The sequence below is a fragment of the Streptomyces sp. NPDC059994 genome (genome assembly GCF_042737755.1).
Taxonomy (GTDB): domain Bacteria; phylum Actinomycetota; class Actinomycetes; order Streptomycetales; family Streptomycetaceae; genus Streptomyces.
This window is the reverse complement of the sequence record NZ_JBHWUR010000001.1, coordinates 183,099-200,749: the sequence shown is the minus strand read 5'-3', so window position 1 is coordinate 200,749 and position 17,651 is coordinate 183,099. Positions and strand designations below refer to the sequence as shown.

The 17,651-nt window shown below is 70.7% G+C and carries 19 protein-coding genes; 11 read left to right on the top strand and 8 right to left on the bottom strand.

Annotated elements, in window-relative coordinates; all coding sequences use genetic code 11:
• Positions 1 to 546 precede the first annotated feature (546 nt).
• The 3 genes from ACFWA7_RS00920 to ACFWA7_RS00910 are packed head-to-tail and all read left to right on the top strand — an operon-like array spanning position 547 to position 4,392.
• A complete protein-coding gene (locus ACFWA7_RS00920) occupies positions 547 to 2,340 on the top strand; it encodes an AMP-binding protein (protein ID WP_385820014.1) in 1,794 nt (597 codons plus the stop codon).
• Positions 2,321 to 2,761, top strand: coding sequence for an acyl-CoA thioesterase (locus tag ACFWA7_RS00915; protein ID WP_385535974.1), 441 nt, complete (start codon positions 2,321 to 2,323; stop codon positions 2,759 to 2,761). The genes ACFWA7_RS00920 and ACFWA7_RS00915 overlap by 20 nt, the downstream gene beginning before the upstream one ends.
• A complete protein-coding gene (locus ACFWA7_RS00910) occupies positions 2,758 to 4,392 on the top strand; it encodes a class I adenylate-forming enzyme family protein (protein WP_385820012.1) in 1,635 nt (544 codons plus the stop codon). Before ACFWA7_RS00915 ends, ACFWA7_RS00910 begins: the two co-directional genes overlap by 4 nt.
• Positions 4,393 to 4,472: 80 nt before the next feature.
• On the opposite strand, the gene ACFWA7_RS00905 is transcribed toward ACFWA7_RS00910, so the two are convergent.
• Both ACFWA7_RS00905 and ACFWA7_RS00900 read right to left on the bottom strand, forming a co-directional pair.
• Positions 4,473 to 5,039 (bottom strand): RICIN domain-containing protein, encoded by a 567-nt coding sequence (locus ACFWA7_RS00905; RefSeq protein WP_385535978.1) that lies wholly within the window; start codon positions 5,037 to 5,039, stop codon positions 4,473 to 4,475.
• A 268-nt stretch (positions 5,040 to 5,307) separates the two neighbouring features.
• On the bottom strand, positions 5,308 to 5,739 hold the full coding sequence (locus tag ACFWA7_RS00900; RefSeq protein WP_385820010.1) for an arsenate reductase ArsC: 432 nt from the start codon (positions 5,737 to 5,739) through the stop codon (positions 5,308 to 5,310).
• Positions 5,740 to 5,838: 99 nt separating this feature from the next.
• On the opposite strand from ACFWA7_RS00900, the gene ACFWA7_RS00895 reads away from it, so the two are divergent.
• Together ACFWA7_RS00895 and ACFWA7_RS00890 are read left to right on the top strand one after the other, a co-directional pair.
• A complete protein-coding gene (locus ACFWA7_RS00895; protein WP_385535982.1) occupies positions 5,839 to 6,153 on the top strand; it encodes an ArsR/SmtB family transcription factor in 315 nt (104 codons plus the stop codon).
• A 29-nt stretch (positions 6,154 to 6,182) separates the two neighbouring features.
• Positions 6,183 to 6,977 (top strand): aquaporin, encoded by a 795-nt coding sequence (locus tag ACFWA7_RS00890; protein WP_385820008.1) that lies wholly within the window; start codon positions 6,183 to 6,185, stop codon positions 6,975 to 6,977.
• Positions 6,978 to 6,985: 8 nt separating this feature from the next.
• Here ACFWA7_RS00890 and ACFWA7_RS00885 read toward each other — a convergent pair whose 3' ends face one another.
• Positions 6,986 to 7,351 carry an ArsR/SmtB family transcription factor gene (locus ACFWA7_RS00885; RefSeq protein WP_385535986.1) on the bottom strand — a complete coding sequence of 122 codons (366 nt, stop codon included), beginning with the start codon at positions 7,349 to 7,351 and terminating at the stop codon, positions 6,986 to 6,988.
• 105 nt (positions 7,352 to 7,456) lie between these two features.
• On the opposite strand from ACFWA7_RS00885, the gene ACFWA7_RS00880 reads away from it, so the two are divergent.
• Positions 7,457 to 8,806 carry an NAD(P)-binding domain-containing protein gene (locus tag ACFWA7_RS00880; RefSeq protein WP_385820006.1) on the top strand — a complete coding sequence of 450 codons (1,350 nt, stop codon included), beginning with the start codon at positions 7,457 to 7,459 and terminating at the stop codon, positions 8,804 to 8,806.
• Between the two features lie 23 nt (positions 8,807 to 8,829).
• Here the strand turns inward: ACFWA7_RS00880 and ACFWA7_RS00875 are convergent, their stop codons facing one another.
• Positions 8,830 to 9,678, bottom strand: coding sequence for a carboxymuconolactone decarboxylase family protein (locus ACFWA7_RS00875; protein WP_385820004.1), 849 nt, complete (start codon positions 9,676 to 9,678; stop codon positions 8,830 to 8,832).
• Positions 9,679 to 9,805: 127 nt separating this feature from the next.
• Between ACFWA7_RS00875 and ACFWA7_RS00870 the strand changes: the two genes are divergently transcribed.
• Both ACFWA7_RS00870 and ACFWA7_RS00865 read left to right on the top strand, forming a co-directional pair.
• Positions 9,806 to 10,372 (top strand): thiol:disulfide interchange protein DsbA/DsbL, encoded by a 567-nt coding sequence (locus ACFWA7_RS00870; RefSeq protein ID WP_385535991.1) that lies wholly within the window; start codon positions 9,806 to 9,808, stop codon positions 10,370 to 10,372.
• A gap of 310 nt (positions 10,373 to 10,682) precedes the next feature.
• On the top strand, positions 10,683 to 10,892 hold the full coding sequence (locus ACFWA7_RS00865; RefSeq protein WP_385535993.1) for a hypothetical protein: 210 nt from the start codon (positions 10,683 to 10,685) through the stop codon (positions 10,890 to 10,892).
• A gap of 590 nt (positions 10,893 to 11,482) precedes the next feature.
• Here ACFWA7_RS00865 and ACFWA7_RS00860 read toward each other — a convergent pair.
• Positions 11,483 to 11,671 carry a DUF6381 family protein gene (locus tag ACFWA7_RS00860; RefSeq protein WP_385535995.1) on the bottom strand — a complete coding sequence of 63 codons (189 nt, stop codon included), beginning with the start codon at positions 11,669 to 11,671 and terminating at the stop codon, positions 11,483 to 11,485.
• A 220-nt stretch (positions 11,672 to 11,891) separates the two neighbouring features.
• On the opposite strand from ACFWA7_RS00860, the gene ACFWA7_RS00855 reads away from it, so the two are divergent.
• Together ACFWA7_RS00855 and ACFWA7_RS00850 are read left to right on the top strand one after the other, a co-directional pair.
• Positions 11,892 to 12,179, top strand: coding sequence for a hypothetical protein (locus ACFWA7_RS00855; protein WP_385535997.1), 288 nt, complete (start codon positions 11,892 to 11,894; stop codon positions 12,177 to 12,179).
• 153 nt (positions 12,180 to 12,332) lie between these two features.
• On the top strand, positions 12,333 to 12,548 hold the full coding sequence (locus ACFWA7_RS00850; RefSeq protein ID WP_385820002.1) for a hypothetical protein: 216 nt from the start codon (positions 12,333 to 12,335) through the stop codon (positions 12,546 to 12,548).
• A gap of 36 nt (positions 12,549 to 12,584) precedes the next feature.
• On the opposite strand, the gene ACFWA7_RS00845 is transcribed toward ACFWA7_RS00850, so the two are convergent.
• The 3 genes from ACFWA7_RS00845 to ACFWA7_RS00835 form a co-directional block, all read right to left on the bottom strand.
• Positions 12,585 to 13,514 carry a RimK family alpha-L-glutamate ligase gene (locus ACFWA7_RS00845; RefSeq protein ID WP_385536001.1) on the bottom strand — a complete coding sequence of 310 codons (930 nt, stop codon included), beginning with the start codon at positions 13,512 to 13,514 and terminating at the stop codon, positions 12,585 to 12,587.
• A 206-nt stretch (positions 13,515 to 13,720) separates the two neighbouring features.
• On the bottom strand, positions 13,721 to 14,182 hold the full coding sequence (locus tag ACFWA7_RS00840) for a hypothetical protein (RefSeq protein ID WP_385820000.1): 462 nt from the start codon (positions 14,180 to 14,182) through the stop codon (positions 13,721 to 13,723).
• Between the two features lie 674 nt (positions 14,183 to 14,856).
• Positions 14,857 to 16,107 (bottom strand): 4-hydroxybenzoate 3-monooxygenase, encoded by a 1,251-nt coding sequence (locus ACFWA7_RS00835; RefSeq protein ID WP_385819998.1) that lies wholly within the window; start codon positions 16,105 to 16,107, stop codon positions 14,857 to 14,859.
• Positions 16,108 to 16,520: 413 nt separating this feature from the next.
• Here ACFWA7_RS00835 and ACFWA7_RS00830 point away from each other — a divergent pair, with 413 nt between their 5' ends.
• The gene (locus tag ACFWA7_RS00830; RefSeq protein WP_385819996.1) at positions 16,521 to 17,489 is read left to right on the top strand and encodes a winged helix-turn-helix transcriptional regulator; all 969 of its coding nucleotides are present in this window, start codon (positions 16,521 to 16,523) and stop codon (positions 17,487 to 17,489) included.
• Positions 17,490 to 17,651 lie beyond the last annotated feature (162 nt).

The window sequence follows — 17,651 nt, the reverse complement described above, 5'->3', positions numbered from 1 at the left end:
CCGTTTTTCTGGGTGGGGCGCCCGCGCCGGTGGGGGGGGGGCCGGGCCCGGCGGCATACGGGCGGGTATATTTCTGGTGTGTGGGGCCCGGGGGGCCCCCCCCCCCCGGCCCCCCGGCCGTTGCGGGCTCCAGGCCGTTCCTGGCAACTCGCCGTCCCCGGCGACTCACCGTTCCAGCCACTTCGCCCTTCCGGCCAACTCGCCGCTGTGGTCAACTCGCCCTTCCGGGCCGCGTTTCGGCCAGGGAACCCTCCCCAGGGCCTCACGCTCCGCGTCATTTTGCAATCCCTAAACTGCGGGATTACGCGCCGCGTACGAAGCGCCCTAGCGTGTCCGGGACGGCACTTGCCCCCTCTCCCGACCACCTGCCCCCCACTCCCCGCAGCGGCAACTCCACGCCACGAGGGGAAGGCACACGCGTCCGTGCACGATCAGGCCAGCACCGTGCACGCATCGTCAAGGTAATCCCGCTGCCGTCGGCCGTTGAATAAGGCGTCAGCAGACCGGAAGTCACGCCGACCGGACGTCACACCGAAGGGCAGGCAGTTGAGCACCCCATCCCCCTTTCCCTCTCCTTTACCGTCCTCCTCGTCGTCCTCCTCCCCACCTCCCGCACCGCCCCAGCTCAGCACCGCGCACCTCGACACCTTCGTCCAGGACCACCTGCCTCCCGCATCCCTACAGCCGGACACCCTGCTCGACCTGCCGACACTCCGCTTCCCGTCCCGGCTGAACTGTGCGACCGAGCTCCTCGACGGCCCCTCGGGCCCGGCGGACCGCGCGGGCCGGCTCGCCGTGCTCTCGCCGAACGGGGTGCGCTGGACGTACGCGGAACTCCTCGCCACCGTCTCCCGCATCGCGCACGTGCTCACCGAGGACATGGGCCTGGTGCCGGGTAACCGGGTGCTGCTCCGGGGAGCCAACACCCCTATGCTGGTGGCCATTTGGCTCGCGGTGGTGCGGGCGGGCGGGGTGGTCGTGGCCACGATGCCGCTGCTGCGGGCCAAGGAGCTCGCGTACGTGATCGACAAGGCGCGCATCACCCACGCCCTCTGTGAGTCCGCTCTCGGCGCCGAGCTGGAGGCGGCGGAGGCCGACGGGCGTCCGCTGCGCACGATGTACTTCCTCGGCGGGGCGCGCGGAGACTGGGACGCGAAGGCGGACCCGGGCGCGGACCTCGAAACGGCCATGGCCCAGCACTCCGACTGGTTTCCACCCGTCGACACCGCTGCGACCGACCCCTGCCTGATCGCCTTCACCTCCGGCACCACGGGGATGCCGAAGGCGACCGTGCACTCCCACCGTGACGTGATGGCCGTGTGCTGCTCCTTCCCCCAGCACGTGCTGCGGGCCACGAGCGACGACCGGTTCATCGGCACCCCCTCGCTGGCGTTCACGTACGGCCTCGGCGGGCTGCTGCTCTTCCCCCTGCACATCGGCGCCTCCGTCGTGCTGCTCGACCGCGCCTCGCCTCAGCAACTGGCACGCGCCATAGACGAGTTCCGCGCCACCGTCTGCTTCAGCGGCCCGACGGCGTACCGGGCCATGTGCATGGACCCGGCCCCGTACGGCATGTCCTCGCTGCGCGAGTGCGTGTCTGCGGGCGAGCCGCTGCCGCCGGTCACGCGCAAGATGTGGAAGCAGCGCACCGGCCACGACCTGATCGACGGCCTTGGCTCCACCGAGATGCTGCACATCTTCATCGCGATGCGCGGCGACGAGGCCGCGACCCGGCCCGGCGCGCTCGGGCGCCCCGTGCCCGGCTACCTCGCCGCGATCGTCGACGACGCGGGCCGCCCACTGCCGTACGGCGAAGTCGGCGCGCTGGCCGTCAAGGGGCCCACGGGCTGCCGCTACCTCGACGACGACCGCCAGGTGGACTACGTACGCAACGGCTGGAACCTCACCGGCGACGCCTGCTGGGCCGACAAGGACGGCTATCTCCACTACCACGCCCGGCTGGACGACATGATCGTGTCGGCCGGATACAACATCTCGCCGGTCGAGGTGGAAGCCACGCTCCTGACCCACCCGGCCGTACGGGAGTGCGCGGCGGTCGCCGCCCCCGACGACGAGCGCGGCGCGGTGGTGCAGGCCCATGTCGTGCTGGCGAAGGGACACGCCCCCTCTCCCGAACTGGTCCTGGAACTACAGCAGTTCGCCAAGGCCGAGATGGCGCCCTACAAGTATCCGCGCGCCATCGCCTTCTGCGACGAACTCCCCCGGGCCGGCACCGGGAAGGTCCAGCGCTTCCGGCTGCGCGGCGCCCCCGCCCCCGCCGACGGCTCCGGCCCGTCGGCCGAGCTGGAAGGAGTGACCGGTGACGCTGCCTCCGCCTGAACCCGGTCCGACCGGCTTCACCCAGCACAAACGTGTCTTCTTCCATCATTGCGATCCGGCGGGAATCGTCTTCTACCCGCAGTATCTGCTGCTCATCAACGAGGTGCTCCAGGACTGGTTCGAGACGGGGCTGAACGTCGGCTATGCCGGACTGTTCGCGGAGCGCCGGATCGGCATTCCCACCGTCCGCCTCGAATGCGACTTCCTCGCCCCGAGCCGGCTCGGCGACGCGCTGGACATCACGCTCACCGTCGAACGCATCGGAAAGTCGTCGTTCGAGCTGCGCTACGAGTGCGCCGGGTCGCCGGGGCAGGACGTGCGCGCCCGGATCCGCGCGGTGCTGGTGACCACCTCGCTCGACGGCCACGGGCCGATCCCCATTCCTCAGGACATCCGCACAGCGATGGAGCGTTACCTATGACGACCGACCGCACGGACCCCACGCGTACGAGCGTCGACGCCACCGGCACCACGCGGGCGGCCGATCTGATCGGTCTGATCGGGACCGACGGGCTCGGCGCCGGCAACTTCTTCCGACTGGCGGCAGCAGCGGCGAGCGAGACGACCGGGACCGTGATCGAGCTCGATCAGCCCTATCGCGCTCCTTCCGGGGGCTTGCACGAGAGACTTTCGCTGTCGGCGCTCGACGAGCTCACCGACCGGGTGGCCGCCGGGTACTACGCCGACGGCATCCGCCCCAAGGACCCGGTGGCGGTCTTCGTGACGGAGAGCGTGCGCTACCTCCTGCACTACATCGCGCTGACGAAGATCGGCGCGATCCCCGTGTTCGTGAACAGCTCGCTGTCCCCGGAGATCGCGGCGCGGTTCATCGAGCACGTCGGGGCGGCCGCCGTGGTCTCCGACCCCGAGCGGCTCGCCGAGGACCGGCTGCCGATCAGGTACTACAGCGAGGAGCCGTACGGTCAGGGCGCCTTCAAGCTCTTCACGCACGAGGACGACGATCCGGTGCTGATCGCGCACACCTCCGGGACCACGGGCATCCCCAAGGCCGTGCAGTTCAACCACAAGGGCTTCTTCTTCGGCGTCAAGCAGCAGATCGGGGCCGACCTCGGCACGCGCATCCTGTCCGCCCTGCCGCAGAGCCACGCGTCCGCGATCTCCGTACTGATGTCGGCGGTCGCCCGACGCGCCACCACTCTCCTCGCGACCCGCCGGGGCCCCGAGGACATCGCCCTCGCCATCCAAGAGTTCCGGCCGCACCTGGTCGCGGGCTTCCCGAAGACCTTCGTCGACCTGTGCCGCGTCGACCTGGACGCGTACGACCTGTCCTCGGTTGCCCGGTGGATGTCGACCGGCGACGCCAACCACGAGCGGCACATACGCAAGCTGGTGGCGCGCGGCAACCATGTCGACCGGGACGGGAACCCGCAGGGTGGTTCGCTGTTCATCGACAACTTCGGCTCGTCCGAGTTCGGCTTCGCCATGTTCCGTACGGTTCACACGCCCACGAGCGACCGCTACCAGCGGTGCATCGGCCGGCCGTTCGGCTGGGTGGAGGTCGAGATCTTCGACGCCGACGACGAGCCCGTGGCGAACGGGACGGTGGGCCGCCTCGCCCTCAAGTCGCCCACGATCACTGGTGGTTACTGGAACAACAGTCTGCTCAGTGAGAAGAACCGGATCCAGGGCTACTGGCTCACCGGCGATCTCGCCTACCGCAGCGACGACGGCCTGTACTACCACGTGGACCGGACGACGGACCGGATCACCACCGTGAAGGGCGTCCTCTACAGCGCACAGACGGAGGAGTTGATACTGCGTCACTTCCCCGACCTCGTCGACTGCTCGGTCGTCGGAGTCGAGAGCGGTGACGACGGAAGCGACGGTCAGGTGCCCGTCCTGACCATCGATGTGCCGTCCTCCGAGGCGGAGTTGGCGGATCTCCGAGCACGTATCAACGCCCTGCTGGCGGAGCGGGGCTGGCCGCCCGTCGAAAGGGTCCTCGTCAAGGGCGCCGACGAACACGTGGGTGTCACGGGCAAGGCGCTGAAGCGCAGCATGCGGGTGGCGTTCGCGGACGCCGAAGGCTGAGGCCGGCGGCCTGTTCCTGGGTGAGTTCAACTGTCGGTCCGGCCCCGCTGCTTCGGGGCCGGACCGACGCGTACGAGACGTCACCCTGCCAGGCGCAGGGTCCAGCGGCGCGAGGGGTCGGTGTCGCACGTGAACTGGACCAGTTGCAGGTTGTTGTCGCTGGAGGTTCCGCCCGCGACCGTCGCACACTCGCGCGTCTTCACGTTGACGATCTGATAGGAGCTGCTGTCCCAGTCACTGACCTTCCAACGGCGCGAGGGGTCCGTGTCACAGGTGAACTGGACCAGCCGGAGGTTGTTCTCGCTGGACGTTCCTCCGGCGACCGTCGCACATTTGCCGGTCTGCGCGTTGATGAGCTGGTAGGAGCTGCCGTCGAAGTTGGTGACCTTCCAACGGCGTGACGGGTGTGTGTCGCAGTCGAACTGCACGAGATCGTGGTTGTTCTCGGTCGTGGTGCCTCCGGCTACCGTCGCGCATTTACCGGTCTGCACGTTGACGATCTGGAAAGCGGCGCCGGTGATCCGCGGCGCCGAGGCGGCGTGCGATGCGGGCTGTGCGATCGCGGGAACAGGCAGCAGCATGAGGCCCCCGGCCGCGAAGGCCGTGGATGCGGTCAGAAAACGGCGCGTGCGAGTGCTCTGGCGCATGGGGGTGCTCCTCTCGTGATGCGGCGAGGGAGATCAGGAGGGACGGGCGACGCAGACGGCCGCGCTCCGGCGCCGCGTGGGCGGTCTGCCGGTGGGCCGCCGATCCCGACGCGGCCCGCTCCAGGGCGCGGCCACCTCTCCCACTATCGGCGCGGGCGAGCGGGCCCGCAAACCGGGGACGGCGGGGCAAGACCGGGGTCGCCAGCGGCAGTAGTGGGCATTCGGGGCGGCGGTGAGGTTGCGCCGCGTACGTCCGGGAGCTCGGCTCTCAAGCCGTCGGCTCCGGCGCGATCTCGGCGATCAGCCCCTCCACCAGGACCTTGATCTCGTCGCGGATGGGGCGCACGGCCGCCACGCCCTGACCGGCCGGGTCGTCCAGCTTCCAGTCCAGGTACCGCTTGCCGGGGAAGACGGGGCAGGTGTCGCCGCAGCCCATCGTGATGCACACGTCCGACTCCTTGACCGTGTCCACGGTGAGGATCTTCGGGACCTCGGCGGAGATGTCGACGCCGACCTCACGCATGGCCTCGACGGCGGCCGGGTTCACCTCCTTGCCCGGCGCGGAGCCCGCCGAGCGGACCTCGACGCGGTCCCCTGCCAGGTGGCTCAGCCAGGCCGCGGCCATCTGGGAGCGTCCGGCGTTGTGGACGCAGACGAACAGGACGGAGGGCTTGCCGGTGGACGGGGCGGCCGAGGACATGGCGCCTACTTTCGACTTCGTTCGCTGGCGGAGGTCCGGGAGCCCATCGAGATCAGTACGCACTGGTATCAGCTCCGAATGATGTGACAGTATCAGCCCATGATGACGTCAGTCGACACTGATCTGATCCGGGTGCTGGCCGACCCGCTCAGGCTCCGGATCGTGACCCTGCTCGCCCACGAGACGCTGTGCACCACGCACCTCGTGGAGGAGACCGGCGCCAAGCAGACCAACCTCTCCAACCACCTGAAGGTGCTGCGCGAGGCCGGAATCGTCGACACGGAGCCGTGCGGGCGGTTCACCTACTACCGGCTGCGCCCGGACGTCATCGAAACCCTCGCCGGTCAGTTCACCGACCTGGCCCGCACGGCCCGTACCACCGCCGAGGCGAACCTCAAGCGGTCCTGCCCATGACCTCCCGCCTCACCCGTACGAGGAGAACCTTGACCGCCACCGAGCCCGTCGGCGCCGCCCCCGTGGAGGCCGTCATGGCCGTCGGCGCGCCCCAGCCCGCGCCCGGCGCCACCCCTCCCCGCGCCCCGCTCACCGCCCGGGCCGCCGCCGAGTTCACCGGCACGGCGGCCCTCGTGGCGGTCGTGGTCGGCTCCGGCGTCCAGGCCACCGAACTCACCCATGACGTCGGGCTCCAGCTGCTGGCCAACTCGATCGCCACCGTCTTCGGCCTGGGCGTGCTGATCGCCCTCCTCGGCCCGGTCTCCGGCGCCCACTTCAACCCCGCCGTCACTCTGGCGGAGTGCTGGACCGCCCGGCGCGGCGGCGCAGGAGTCACGGTCCGCGAGGTGGCCGTCTACCTGCCCGCGCAGATCGCCGGCGCGATCGCGGGTGCGGTCCTGGCGGACGCGATGTTCGGGGAGCCGCTGGTGAAGTGGTCCACGCACGAACGCTCCGCCGGGCACCTGCTGCTTGGCGAGGTGGTGGCCACGGCCGGGCTCATCCTGCTGATCTTCGGCCTGGCCCGCACCGACCGCCTCCGCTTCGCCCCGGTCGCGGTCGCCTCCTACATCGGCTCCGCGTACTGGTTCACCTCGTCCACTTCGTTCGCCAACCCGGCGGTGACGATCGGCCGGGCGTTCACCGACACCTTCGCGGGCATCGGACCCGGCTCGGTCCCGGCGTTCATCGGCGCCCAGCTGGCGGGGGCTGCGGTGGGGCTTGCCCTGGTCGCGGTCATCTTCGTCCGGCCCAGCGCAGACCCCCGGCCCACCCTCGCCTCCTGATCAGGAGGTCAGCGTGCGGCGGCGGTGAGCAACTGCCCCATCGCCGCCAGCACGCCGGGCTCCACCCGGTAGTACACCCACGTCCCTCGCCGCTCGGAGCTGAGCAGACCGGCATCCTTGAGCTTCTTCAGGTGATGGGAGACGGTCGGCTGCGAGACGCCGACGTCGGAGATGTCGCACACGCACGCCTCCCCGCCCTCGTGTGAGGCGACGAGCGAGAACAGCCGCAGCCGCACCGGGTCCCCGAGCGCCTTGAACATCTTCGCGGTCCGCTCGGCCTCCTCCGCCGTCAGCGGTCGCTCAGTCAGCGGCGGGCAGCACGGGACCACCGGCTCGTTGAGGACCGGCAGCTGCACCACACCCTGATTCGACATACGCCAATATTGACATCCGTCGATGCAGAGAGCAAGCTCGAAGACGTCCGAGACATCGATAAACGTCGAATCAGAAGATCGACGCGCCCGTCACTGGAGCACCCGATGAGCGAGAACCCCACCACCCCCGCCCTCCCGACCGTGGTCATCGGAGCCGGACCCATCGGCCTGGCCGCCGCCGCCCGGCTCGTCGAGCGCGGCATCGAGCCCCTCGTCCTGGAAGCCGGTTCCACCGCCGGCAGCGCGGTGCGCGAGTGGTCGCACGTACGCCTCTTCTCCCCCTGGGCCGAGGTCGTCGACCCGGCCGCCGAGAAGCTCCTGGCGCCGACCGGCTGGACCGAGCCGGACGGCGCCGCCTACCCCACCGGCGGCGACTGGGCCGCCCGCTACCTCCAGCCGCTGGCCGACACCCTGGGCGGCCGGGTCCGCTACGGCACCCGCGTCACAGGTGTCTCGCGCACCGGCCGCGACCGCGTGGTCGACGCCGACCGCGACCGGCAGCCCTTCACCGTGCACGTGGTGAACGCCGAGGGAGCCGAGGAGCGCCTGCTCGCCCGCGCCGTGATCGACGCCTCCGGCACCTGGTCCACGCCCGGCCCCCTCGGCGGCGACGGCCTCCCGGCGCCGGGCGAGCGCGCGGCGGCCGAGCGGATCTCGTACCGCGTCCCCGATCTCAAGGACCCTGCCGTACGCGCCCGTTACGCGGGCAGGCGCACCGCCGTCGTCGGCTCGGGCGCCTCCGCCTTCACGGCTCTCGCCTCCCTCGCGGAGCTGGCGAAGGAGGCCCCCGGTACGCACGCCGTATGGATCCTGCGGCGCGGTATCGGCGGCTCCACCTTCGGCGGTGGCGAGGCGGACCAGCTGCCCGCGCGCGGCGCGCTGGGCCTCGCCGCCAAGGCCGCCGTCGACAACGGGCACGCCGACGCGGTCACCGGGTTCCGCATCGCCGCAGTGGAGCGGACGGCCGACGGGCTCGTCCTGGTCGGCGACGACGGCCGGCGGCTGGATCCGGTCGACGAGGTCATCGGTCTGACGGGCTTCCGCCCCGACCCCTCGTACCTCCGTGAGCTCCGCCTCGCCCTCGACGAGCGCCTCGAAGCCCCGGTCGGCCTCGCTCCGCTGATCGACCCCAACGTCCACTCCTGCGGCACCGTGTACCCGCACGGTGTCAAGGAGCTCTCCCATCCGGAGAGCGGCGTCCACCTGGTCGGCATGAAGTCCTACGGCCGCGCCCCGACCTTCCTCGCCATGACCGGCTACGAGCAGGTCCGCTCCCTCGCGGCGGCCCTGGCGGGCGACCACGAAGCCGCCGGACGCGTCGAGCTCACCCTCCCGGAGACCGGGGTCTGCGGCGGCGCGGGCCTGTTCGACGAGCCGGAGGCCGAGGCGCCGGGCGGCGGCTGCTGCGCCGCCCCCGCCACCCTCCAGATCGGGGCGGCCTCGCCCGGCTGCTGAACTCCCCTTCTCCACAAGGCAGTTCAGTCCTCGGCGCGCTCCGCGAAGACCTCGCGCGCCGCGGCGATGCCGTTGAGGGCCGCGGGGAAACCGGCGTATCCGGCCATCTGCGTGATGACCTCGACGACCTCCTCGCGGGTGCCGCCGACGTTGAGGAGGGCGTGGATGTGCACGCGCAGTTGCGGGGCGGCGGTGCCCAGGGCCGTGCACATGGCGACGCTGGCCAGCTCGCGGGACTTGAGGTCGAGGGCGGGGCGGGAGTACACGTCGCCGAACGCGAACTCGATGATGTAGCGCGCCAGGTCGGGGGCGATGTCCTGGAGGGAGGCGACGACGGCGTCCCCCGCGTGCCCGTCCACTTCGGCGAGCTTGGCGAGCCCCCGCTCGTACCGCTGGTCGCGCTCACCCGTCTCGGTCGGCTCGTAGGCGAGTCCGGGCCGCGCGCGGAACGCCTCGCGCGCCACCGCGATGCCGTTGAGCGCCGCGGGCACACCCGCGTACACGGCGGTGTGGATGAGCACCTCCACGACCTCTGCCGGGGTCACGCCCACGTTCAGCGCCCCGTCGATGTGGAAGCGCAGCTGGGCGGCGGCCGTCCCCATCGCGGACAGCGCGGCCACGGTGGCGACCTGGCGCTGCCGGAGGGTGAGCCGGTCGTTCGCCAGGAGCTCCCCGTAGCCGAAGGAGACCGTCATCCGGCCGAGGTCGGGGGCGATGTCCGCGGTGCTGTCGAGCACGGCGGGCCGCTCCCTGCCGCCGACCTTCTGCAACAGCGCGAGGCCGCGCGCGAAGCGCTCGTCGGCGTCGGTGGCGGCGGGAGAGACGACGGGAGAGGCGGCCGAAGTGGTTACGGAGTTCTGTGCGCTGTTCATATGACCGAAACTAGAGCCTGGAGCGCACTCCAACGCAAGCGGACTGCCCCCGGCAAAGGAAATCGCCACGGCCCCGGCCACGGGCGCACCGAGGCGACGGCAGCTCACAGGTGAGGAAGAACAACGTATGGCAGATGAGATTCCGACGGGCGGGCAGTATGTGGAGCTGTCACCACCCGCCCCGAGGACCACGGCCGGCACGGTCGAGGTATGGGAGTTCTTCTGGTACGGGGATCCGCACTCGTACGCCATCGAGCCGACCGTACGCCGCTGGGCGGGGAGGCAGACCGGGGTGACGTTCGTACGCGTCCCTGCTCCCTTCGGCGGGCCGTGGGACGCCCACGCGCAGATGCATTTCGCGCTGGAGGCCCTGGCGCACGCCGACACCGAGACGATGCGGGCCGTCCACGAGGCCGTCCAGCACGAGGGGAAGCGGCTGGCCGAGCCCGACGAGCAGGCGGACTTCCTGGCCCGGCTGGGCGTCGACCGCGCCCGGTATCTGGCGGTCCTCAACTCCTTCGGGGTGAAAGGGCAGTTGGCCGCCGCCAAGGCGCAGGCGCGGAGGGCCGGTGTCGAGGGCGTCCCCACCTTCCTCGTCAACGGGAAGTACCGGACCGACCTCAAGACCGCGGGCAGCCCCGCGGACTTGGTGCGGGTGGTCGAACGGCTCGTGGCCATGGCGCGTACGCGGTAGCTACGGTCCCACCGGCCCCCCGGTCGGCCCCCATTTGGCGAGCAGGACCGATACGTCATCACCCCGGGGAGTGATCCTCCGCGCCACGTGTCGGTTACGCGGCGGCGATGGGCCTGGCAGCAGCGAACCAGTGCCGACGGCGGTACACGACAGACGGGAACGCTTCCATGCCCTTCCCTTCCGAGCTCAAAGCCGGTGACATCGTCCTCAGACGCGGTACGGGACACGTCTCCCGTGTCCGTGGCCCACGGGCGGCGCATCACCCCGCGACGCCGGGCTGATCTGCGTCGGTCTGCACACCGGGCGGACCGTGCGCTGCGACGAAGGCCTGGTGCTCGTCGAGACGAAGTCGGCCGAGCACCTCACCGAGGCGGACCGCCTCTGCACACCCACTGTGCGGCCCGCCGTCTTCACCAAGTACTGCGGCGCCCTCGCCGTGCTGCGCCCCTCCCTCCCCGCCAACCGCTGGCGCCGCGCGGCCCGCCTGGCGTTCACCGCGGACGGGGCGAGCCCGCCATGAGGCCGCCGGAGCGGGCTCCGTAGGCTCGGCCGCGCACCACCGCTCCACGGGGGACAAGGCCGGCACATGGGACTGCGACTCAAGATCGGTGTCACGATCACCGTGACCGCCACCCTCGCGGCGATGGTGACCGCGAGCCAGGTACCGGTCCTGCTCACCAACCGCGAGTGCGACGTGCAGCTCGAACGTCTGGCCTACGCCTCTCGGCTCACCGAGCAGCAGGGCAGGCCCGCCCTGGGCCTGAAGGTCGACCCGCCCGAGCTGCCCGGCCCACTGCGCACGAAGATCCTCGGGGGCCACCCGGCGACCTATGTGCAGAGCACCGGCCACGGCAACGTGATCCGGGCCGCCGAGATGTCGGACGACGGCGCCGTGCTCGCCATGCACACCGCCTCCAACGGCCTCAGTGACGAGGTCGAGCGCGTGATGTGGCAGTCCGGCGCGGTCGGCACCGGTGTGGCAACCCCACCGGCGGCGGCGCGCTGGCGACACTCACCCTTCCCGTCACACCAGAAGCCGGCCGGTGACACCACGCTCCCGCGTTCGCGGGAGTGGTGCCCACCGGCCGGCCTGTTGCCTCGCGGGGAGCGTCACATGGGGTCGATGCCGCCGCTGCCCGACTGGTTCGCCTGCTTGCTGTCCTCCTGCAGCCGACGCGCCTTCTCCTTCAGCCGCTCACGCTCGGCCGGGTCGTTGGCGCGCTCGGCAGCCTGCTCCAGCTGCTCCGCCTTCTGGCGCATCTGCCGGGAACGGCCACCGGACTCGTCTGCAATGCTCATGATCACTCCTGAGATCTGGGGGGAGCGGACACCCCCAGCGAATCAGCGCCGCGCGCCCACCGCATCCGGAACGGTCACGCACCGCTATCCCCGCAGGACAGGCCACTCGTACGGCGTCGGGTGGAATGCCCATGGGAGACGGGCGTGCTCTGCTGGCCCTGGGTACGGACCGTCACATGGCGGTGGGGAGGCAGGAGACCCGTTCCACAGAGGAGAACCGATGGCGATTTTGATGCAGGCCGAGCTGCCCGGTGTGACGACGGCCCAGTACGACGCCCTCAACGCCAAACTCCAGGCCCAGCCCGGCAACCCCTTCGAGGGCTGTCTGGCGCACATCTGCGTCCCGGTGGGCGGGGGTTTGCAGATCTCCGACCTGTGGGAGTCCGAGCAGGCCATGCGGAAGTTCATGGAGGTCGTGATGCCGCTCGCGGCCGAGGCCAACCTGCCCCAGGGCCCCGAGCCGAAGATGTCTCAGGTGCACAACTACTGGGTAGCGCCCGAGGCGTAGACACAACGTCCGGGTACGACGCCGACGACTGCGGGCGCCTCGCACGACGACAGCCCCCCGCGCGTAACTCGTGACCGTTTCCCGCGTTGGTCAGGCTCGGTCCGCGTCCAGACGTACGACATCGGCACCTATCTGGGCCGGGTCGAGGTGTCGGTGATCAACACCAACCAGCCGCACCGCATCAGCGCGCGTGTCTGGACCACCAACGGCTGGAGCGCCAACACCAAGGTGGAGGACGTCGCCGCGTTCCGGACCTACCGGGACCAGGCGTACCCCCAGCGTCACGTCCCGGCGGGCACCCGGCTCTGCGCCGAGGGCTTCCGCGGCGGCGACAGCGTGGGCCTGCCCTGCGTCACGATCACCAACTGACCGTCCTGGCGCGGCGATTCAGCACACCGCACCTGGTCACAGCATGGCCAGGTGCGCCTCCACGTACGGGACCGCCACCGACTCCGCCGGATGTGCCGAGCCGAGCATCGGGTGGACGTTGACCTCGAACACCACACCGCCGTTCTCGACGGCGAGGTCGACGCCGCCGAAGCGCAGCCCCACGGACTTCGTGGCGGCGACCGCCAGCTCGCAGAGGTCCAGGGGCAGGTCGTCCACCGGCAGGGGGGCGCAGGCCGCGCCCTGGGCCTCGTTGCAGGGCGCGTCGGGATGCGCCTGGACGTGTTCGCACGCCTGCACCGCGCGCCCGTCCAGCACCGACACACGGAACTGGTGGCGTTGCCCGGCGGCGTTGAAGTTCTCGGCGTCCCGCGAGATCAGCCAGTCCTGCCCGGAGTCGGCGTAACGGGCGAGCGCCTGGAAGAGCTGCTCGAACGTGGTGATGTGCAGGACGTCGTTGCCGCAGGTCCCGAGAGCGGGCCGGGCCCAGACGTTGCGGCCGAGTCTGTCGAACGCCGTGGCGGCCGCGTCCACGCTCGGCCGTGTCAGGGTGACGGTCTCCATGTGCGGAATGCCGTGGAGCGCGAACCGCGCCGTCGTGAGCTTCTTGTCGGTGGCCGCCCGCCACGCGCCGGCGTCCGTCCCGAGCGAGACCGTCCCATACCGTCGCAGCAGCCGTTGGAACGGCTCGAAGCGGCGGCGCTCGGGCGGCTGGACCTCGTAGACGAGCACGGCCGACGGGGTGACCAGCAGGCTCTCGGACGGCACCTCAAGGCGGACCACGGAGTCCACGACGTGCGTCCGGCCGGGGCCGCCGGTCAGGAAGTGCCGCGCGTCGACCAGCACCGGCGGCCGTCCCGTCAGAAGCTCGACCACGGCGGCCAGAGCGGCACGACTGCCCTCCATCGAGCTGTGATCCGTCATCAGAACGATCTCGCGGTCACTCATCCCGGCTTGGTCCCCTTGCCCCCTCGCGGCCGACGCGAAGGATGAAGAACCTGCTGCGGTACTGCGGACAGAAGCGCCCCCCGAATCTACGGAGGCGTCGCGCCGGGCCAAAGTAGGCTTTCCGTCAACCTGGCAGGGCGAGCGGTCCTGTCAGCGGTCCCACAAGACAACCCTCAACCGCCTACTCCGCGCCTGCCCCTTCCCCCTCACGGGCCGGAACCCGTGTGATCCTGGCGTCCAGGCTTCCCTTCTTCGCCCGGAAGGCTACGAGGTTCTTCGCGCCGCGCAGCCGCCGCCGCGCCCGGACCTGGAACGACGCCGTCACGGGCGCTCCGGCCGGGGCGCTGATCAGCAGCCGCAGCTCGCGATTGGTGTGCGGAAAGCCGTCCCCGGTGGCCTGGAAGTCCCAGGTCGTGCGGTACGACCACGGCGGCGTCCCAGTCGCGGGCCTCCTCCAGGACGGAGACGAGGCTGTCGGATGCGTGGGACGGGTTGCCGTCGCCCTGACGTAACCGGTCGATCGAGCGGGTGAGCGCGGCTGCCACGGCGGGTTGCCGCTGGACGGTCGCCGCGAGTGCGGCGCTCAGCATGTCGAAGTCCTCGTCGGTCACGGCATCCGGCAGCGCCGTCACGGGCAGAGACGGGTCGTCGATCAGGGCGTGGACCATGCGGCATCGCGAAGAGGTGGCCGAGTCCGGGCTTGAGCCGGTCCGCGCAGCCCGGGTCGGCGGCGGCGAGCCGGCCGAAGGCCAGGCTGGGACCGGTCGTGGGAGCGGCGCCGAACAGGAGGTCCCGCCTGCTCGCCTCGGCCGCCACCGCCGAGAGGCCCTCGCGCCGGGGTGCCCCCGTGTCCCGGTAGCCGAGGCCGGCGGGCTGGAAATGCCGTGCGGCGTCCTCCTTGCGGAGCCGGAGCGCGAAGCCGACGAGGAAGTGGCCCGCCACCTGGCCCTCCCCGGCGCGGAAGTCGAGCGCGATCAGCGCCCGTCCGATCGGCTCGGTGTCCCGCAGCCCGGCCCGTACGGCCGCCCGTCCCCGCTCCAGCAGCGCCGGGAGGAGGACGGAGACGCCGTCCGGCCCGGCGTCGCGCGCCGGCGCCGCGAGCTCCTCGGGGGAAGCGGCGAGAGCGTCGTCGATCCATCGCGCCTGCTCCCGGCTCAGCACACCGCGCCAGGGAGTGATGTCACCGGCCCACTCCCGGCCGATCAGGTCGAAAAGCATCCAGCCCCCCGAGGAAGTCCCCGGCCCGTCCGGTACGCATACGAGGTCGTCGTCGTCCGGTCGCGGCCGTGCGCGTCGAGCTGGATGTCAATTGCCTCAACAGCGTTGCGCTGCCTGGTTCTTGCTATTGCCACGCATCCTGCACTCCGCGCCCGCCCACCGGGGCGGTGAACCGGCCGACCGGCCGACTTTCGCTCCACCCCGTGTACGCCTGCGCGAGATACGTCGAGCCCGCCGGAGAGTCAACCACCGCCGCCAGTTCGGCGAGCTGACGGCGTACGTCGAAGGCGGTGGCGCCGGGGGCGCGGTGGAGCATGGCCGTCATCCAGTACGAGAAGTGCTGGGCGCGCCAGACGCGGCGCAGGGCGCGGGGGCCGTACTCGTCGAGGGCGGTGCGGTCGCGCTTGGTCAGGGCGGTCTCCAGGGCCTCGGCGAGCAGCCGTACATCGGCCAGGGCCAGGTTGAGGCCCTTGGCACCGGTGGGCGGGACGGTGTGGGCGGCGTCGCCGGCCAGCAGCATGTTGCCGTAGCGCATGGGCTCGCACACGAAGCTGCGGAAGCGGAGGACCGAGCGGTCGGTGACCGGGCCCTCCTTGAGGGTGAAGCCGTCCGCGCCGCGCACCCGTGCCTGCAGTTCCGCCCAGATCCGGTCGTCCGGCCAGGCCGCCGGGTCCTCGTCCGGGTCGCACTGGAAGTACATGCGCTGGACGGATTCCGTGCGCTGGCTGATGAGGGCGAAGCCGCGCTCGGAGTGGGTGTAGACGAGCTCGGGGGAGCTGGGCGGTGCCTCGACGAGGACGCCGAACCAGGCGTAGGGGTACTCGCGGAAGAAGTGCGTGCGCGCCGCCTCGGGCACCGCGGTCCGGCACACCCCGCGCGACCCGTCGGCGCCGACCAGGATGTCGCAGCGCAACTCCCGCGCCACTCCGTCGGCGTCGGTGAACAGGATGCCGGGGCGCTCACCGGTCAGGTCGGCCACCCGGGTGTCCGAGACGCCGAAGCGCACATCTCCCCCGTCGCGTTCGCGGGCGTCGGCGAGGTCGGTGAACACATCGGTCTGAGGGTAGAGCCACACACTCTCCCCGACCAGTGCCCGGAAGTCCACACGGTGGCTCTCGCCGCCGAAGCGCAGCTCGATGCCGTCGTGCGGGCGGCCGTCGCGGCGTACCCGGTCGGACACCCCCGAGTCGGTCAGCAGGCGGACGTTGTCGGCCTCCAGCATGCCCGCGCGGCTGGTGCCCTCGATCTCGGCGCGGGTGCGGTGGTCGACCACCACCGAGTCGATCCCCGCGTGAGCGAGCAGGTGCGAGAGCATGAGCCCGGCCGGGCCCGCGCCGACTATGCCGACCGCGGTCCGGATGGGGGCTTGAGACATGGCTCGTCCCTTCGGGTCGAACGGAGGCCGTGCTCCGCCACCGGTACGTCCGGCGCGTCCCGCAAGACATTAACTCCCCTCGGCCGCTGTCCAGTTCCCCGTTCCGAACAACCCCGGGCCGCTTAGGTCCGCTCTGGTCCGTACCCCCGGCCGAAATTAATCCGGTTGCCCTGATGATCAGGACTGTCCGAATCGGAACTTGCGACTCCTCTATGCCCTCGCGAAAGTTGAATGCAGTACTCACCGATGCGAAAGGGGAGCTCAGTGGTCTCCACTGCCTCCACGGGTCGCCCTCGCGGGCGTGGCATGCACCGGTGCGAGGGCACCCGGTCCCACCACGCCGGAAGGCGACCACCGGCGCCGACCATGGCTGAAATGACACTCTCACCAACGTCACCAACGCATGGGGGATCATGTCGACAGTTCCTGACTTAGCGAACGAGGACCGCGCCGATCACTTCCTTCCGCTCCAGCGGTACATCAGTGAGCACTCCGTCTCCCTGCCCATCGAATCGCTGCTGCCCGCCGATTCCCCTCGCCTCAACGGCGAGAGCACGGAGCACGTACGGCTGATCGCGGAGCTGGACGACGAACCGCAGCCGATCATCGTGCACCGGCAATCCATGCGGGTGATCGACGGGATGCACCGTCTGCGGGCCCGGGCCGAGCGCGGCGACACCACCATCCGGGCCCGCTACTTCACCGGAAGCGACAACGAAGCGTTTCTGTTCGCCGTCCAGTCGAATACGAAACACGGTCTTCCGCTGACCCGGGAGGACCGCAGAGCCGCCGCGGAGAGGATCATCAAGGCCTTTCCGACGATGTCCGACCGAGCGCTGTCGAAGTTCACCGGTCTCGCCCAGCAGACCGTCGCGAGAATTCGGCAGCAACTTCCCCCCACCAGGGCCGGCACGTCGCGCATCGGCGTGGACGGGCGCGCACGACCCGTAAACCCCAAGGAGAACCGAAGGATTGCCGAAGCGTACCTCCAGGAAAACCCCCACGCCTCTTTGCGGGAGATCGCACGGGCAGCGAACATCTCCCCTTCGACCGCCCAGGACGTACGACGGCGCGCGACGCTCCAGCGAAGTCCCCCGGCCCCCCAGGCGCGGCAGCCGCCGGCCCTCTCCCCGGTGGACGGACCGGGCTCCGGCCCGGAGCAGCTGCGCCACCTGGAACTGCTGGCCCGCGATCCGTCCGTGCGGCACACCGACACGGGCCGCATGCTGGTGCAGTGGCTGCGGCTGACCGCGGCCGTCAGCAAGAACCACACCGTCATAGTGAACAGCGTCCCCGAGCACTGCTCCGCCATCGCGGCGCGCGCCATGCGCGTATGCATGGCCAATCTCGAAGAGTTCGCGACGGAACTGGAGCAGCGGTAGGACAAAGGCCCGGCACTGGCCTTTCCCAGGTGTTCCAGGAGTTGGCGTTCCAGGTGTTCGACTGCACAAGTTTGTGGAGTCGCACACCCCGTTAACCCCCACATGAATTGGTCGTTTGCGTTTTGGTCAGGGTAAAAGCACAAAAAGGCAGCGCGAGTGAAC

Excerpts from the sequence above, each read along its gene's own strand:
- ACFWA7_RS00845 (WP_385536001.1), bottom strand. The coding sequence starts at position 13,514 with ATGAGTGACCGCGAGATCGTTCTGATGACGGATCACAGCTCGATGGAG.
- ACFWA7_RS00910 (WP_385820012.1), top strand. The coding sequence starts at position 2,758 with ATGACGACCGACCGCACGGACCCCACGCGTACGAGCGTCGACGCCACC.
- ACFWA7_RS00905 (WP_385535978.1), bottom strand. The coding sequence starts at position 5,039 with ATGCGCCAGAGCACTCGCACGCGCCGTTTTCTGACCGCATCCACGGCC.
- ACFWA7_RS00900 (WP_385820010.1), bottom strand. The coding sequence starts at position 5,739 with ATGTCCTCGGCCGCCCCGTCCACCGGCAAGCCCTCCGTCCTGTTCGTC.
- ACFWA7_RS00895 (WP_385535982.1), top strand. The coding sequence starts at position 5,839 with ATGATGACGTCAGTCGACACTGATCTGATCCGGGTGCTGGCCGACCCG.
- ACFWA7_RS00835 (WP_385819998.1), bottom strand. The coding sequence starts at position 16,107 with ATGTCTCAAGCCCCCATCCGGACCGCGGTCGGCATAGTCGGCGCGGGC.
- ACFWA7_RS00880 (WP_385820006.1), top strand. The coding sequence starts at position 7,457 with ATGAGCGAGAACCCCACCACCCCCGCCCTCCCGACCGTGGTCATCGGA.
- ACFWA7_RS00870 (WP_385535991.1), top strand. The coding sequence starts at position 9,806 with ATGGCAGATGAGATTCCGACGGGCGGGCAGTATGTGGAGCTGTCACCA.
- ACFWA7_RS00855 (WP_385535997.1), top strand. The coding sequence starts at position 11,892 with ATGGCGATTTTGATGCAGGCCGAGCTGCCCGGTGTGACGACGGCCCAG.
- ACFWA7_RS00840 (WP_385820000.1), bottom strand. The coding sequence starts at position 14,182 with ATGGTCCACGCCCTGATCGACGACCCGTCTCTGCCCGTGACGGCGCTG.
- ACFWA7_RS00830 (WP_385819996.1), top strand. The coding sequence starts at position 16,521 with ATGTCGACAGTTCCTGACTTAGCGAACGAGGACCGCGCCGATCACTTC.
- ACFWA7_RS00875 (WP_385820004.1), bottom strand. The coding sequence starts at position 9,678 with ATGAACAGCGCACAGAACTCCGTAACCACTTCGGCCGCCTCTCCCGTC.
- ACFWA7_RS00885 (WP_385535986.1), bottom strand. The coding sequence starts at position 7,351 with ATGTCGAATCAGGGTGTGGTGCAGCTGCCGGTCCTCAACGAGCCGGTG.
- ACFWA7_RS00860 (WP_385535995.1), bottom strand. The coding sequence starts at position 11,671 with ATGAGCATTGCAGACGAGTCCGGTGGCCGTTCCCGGCAGATGCGCCAG.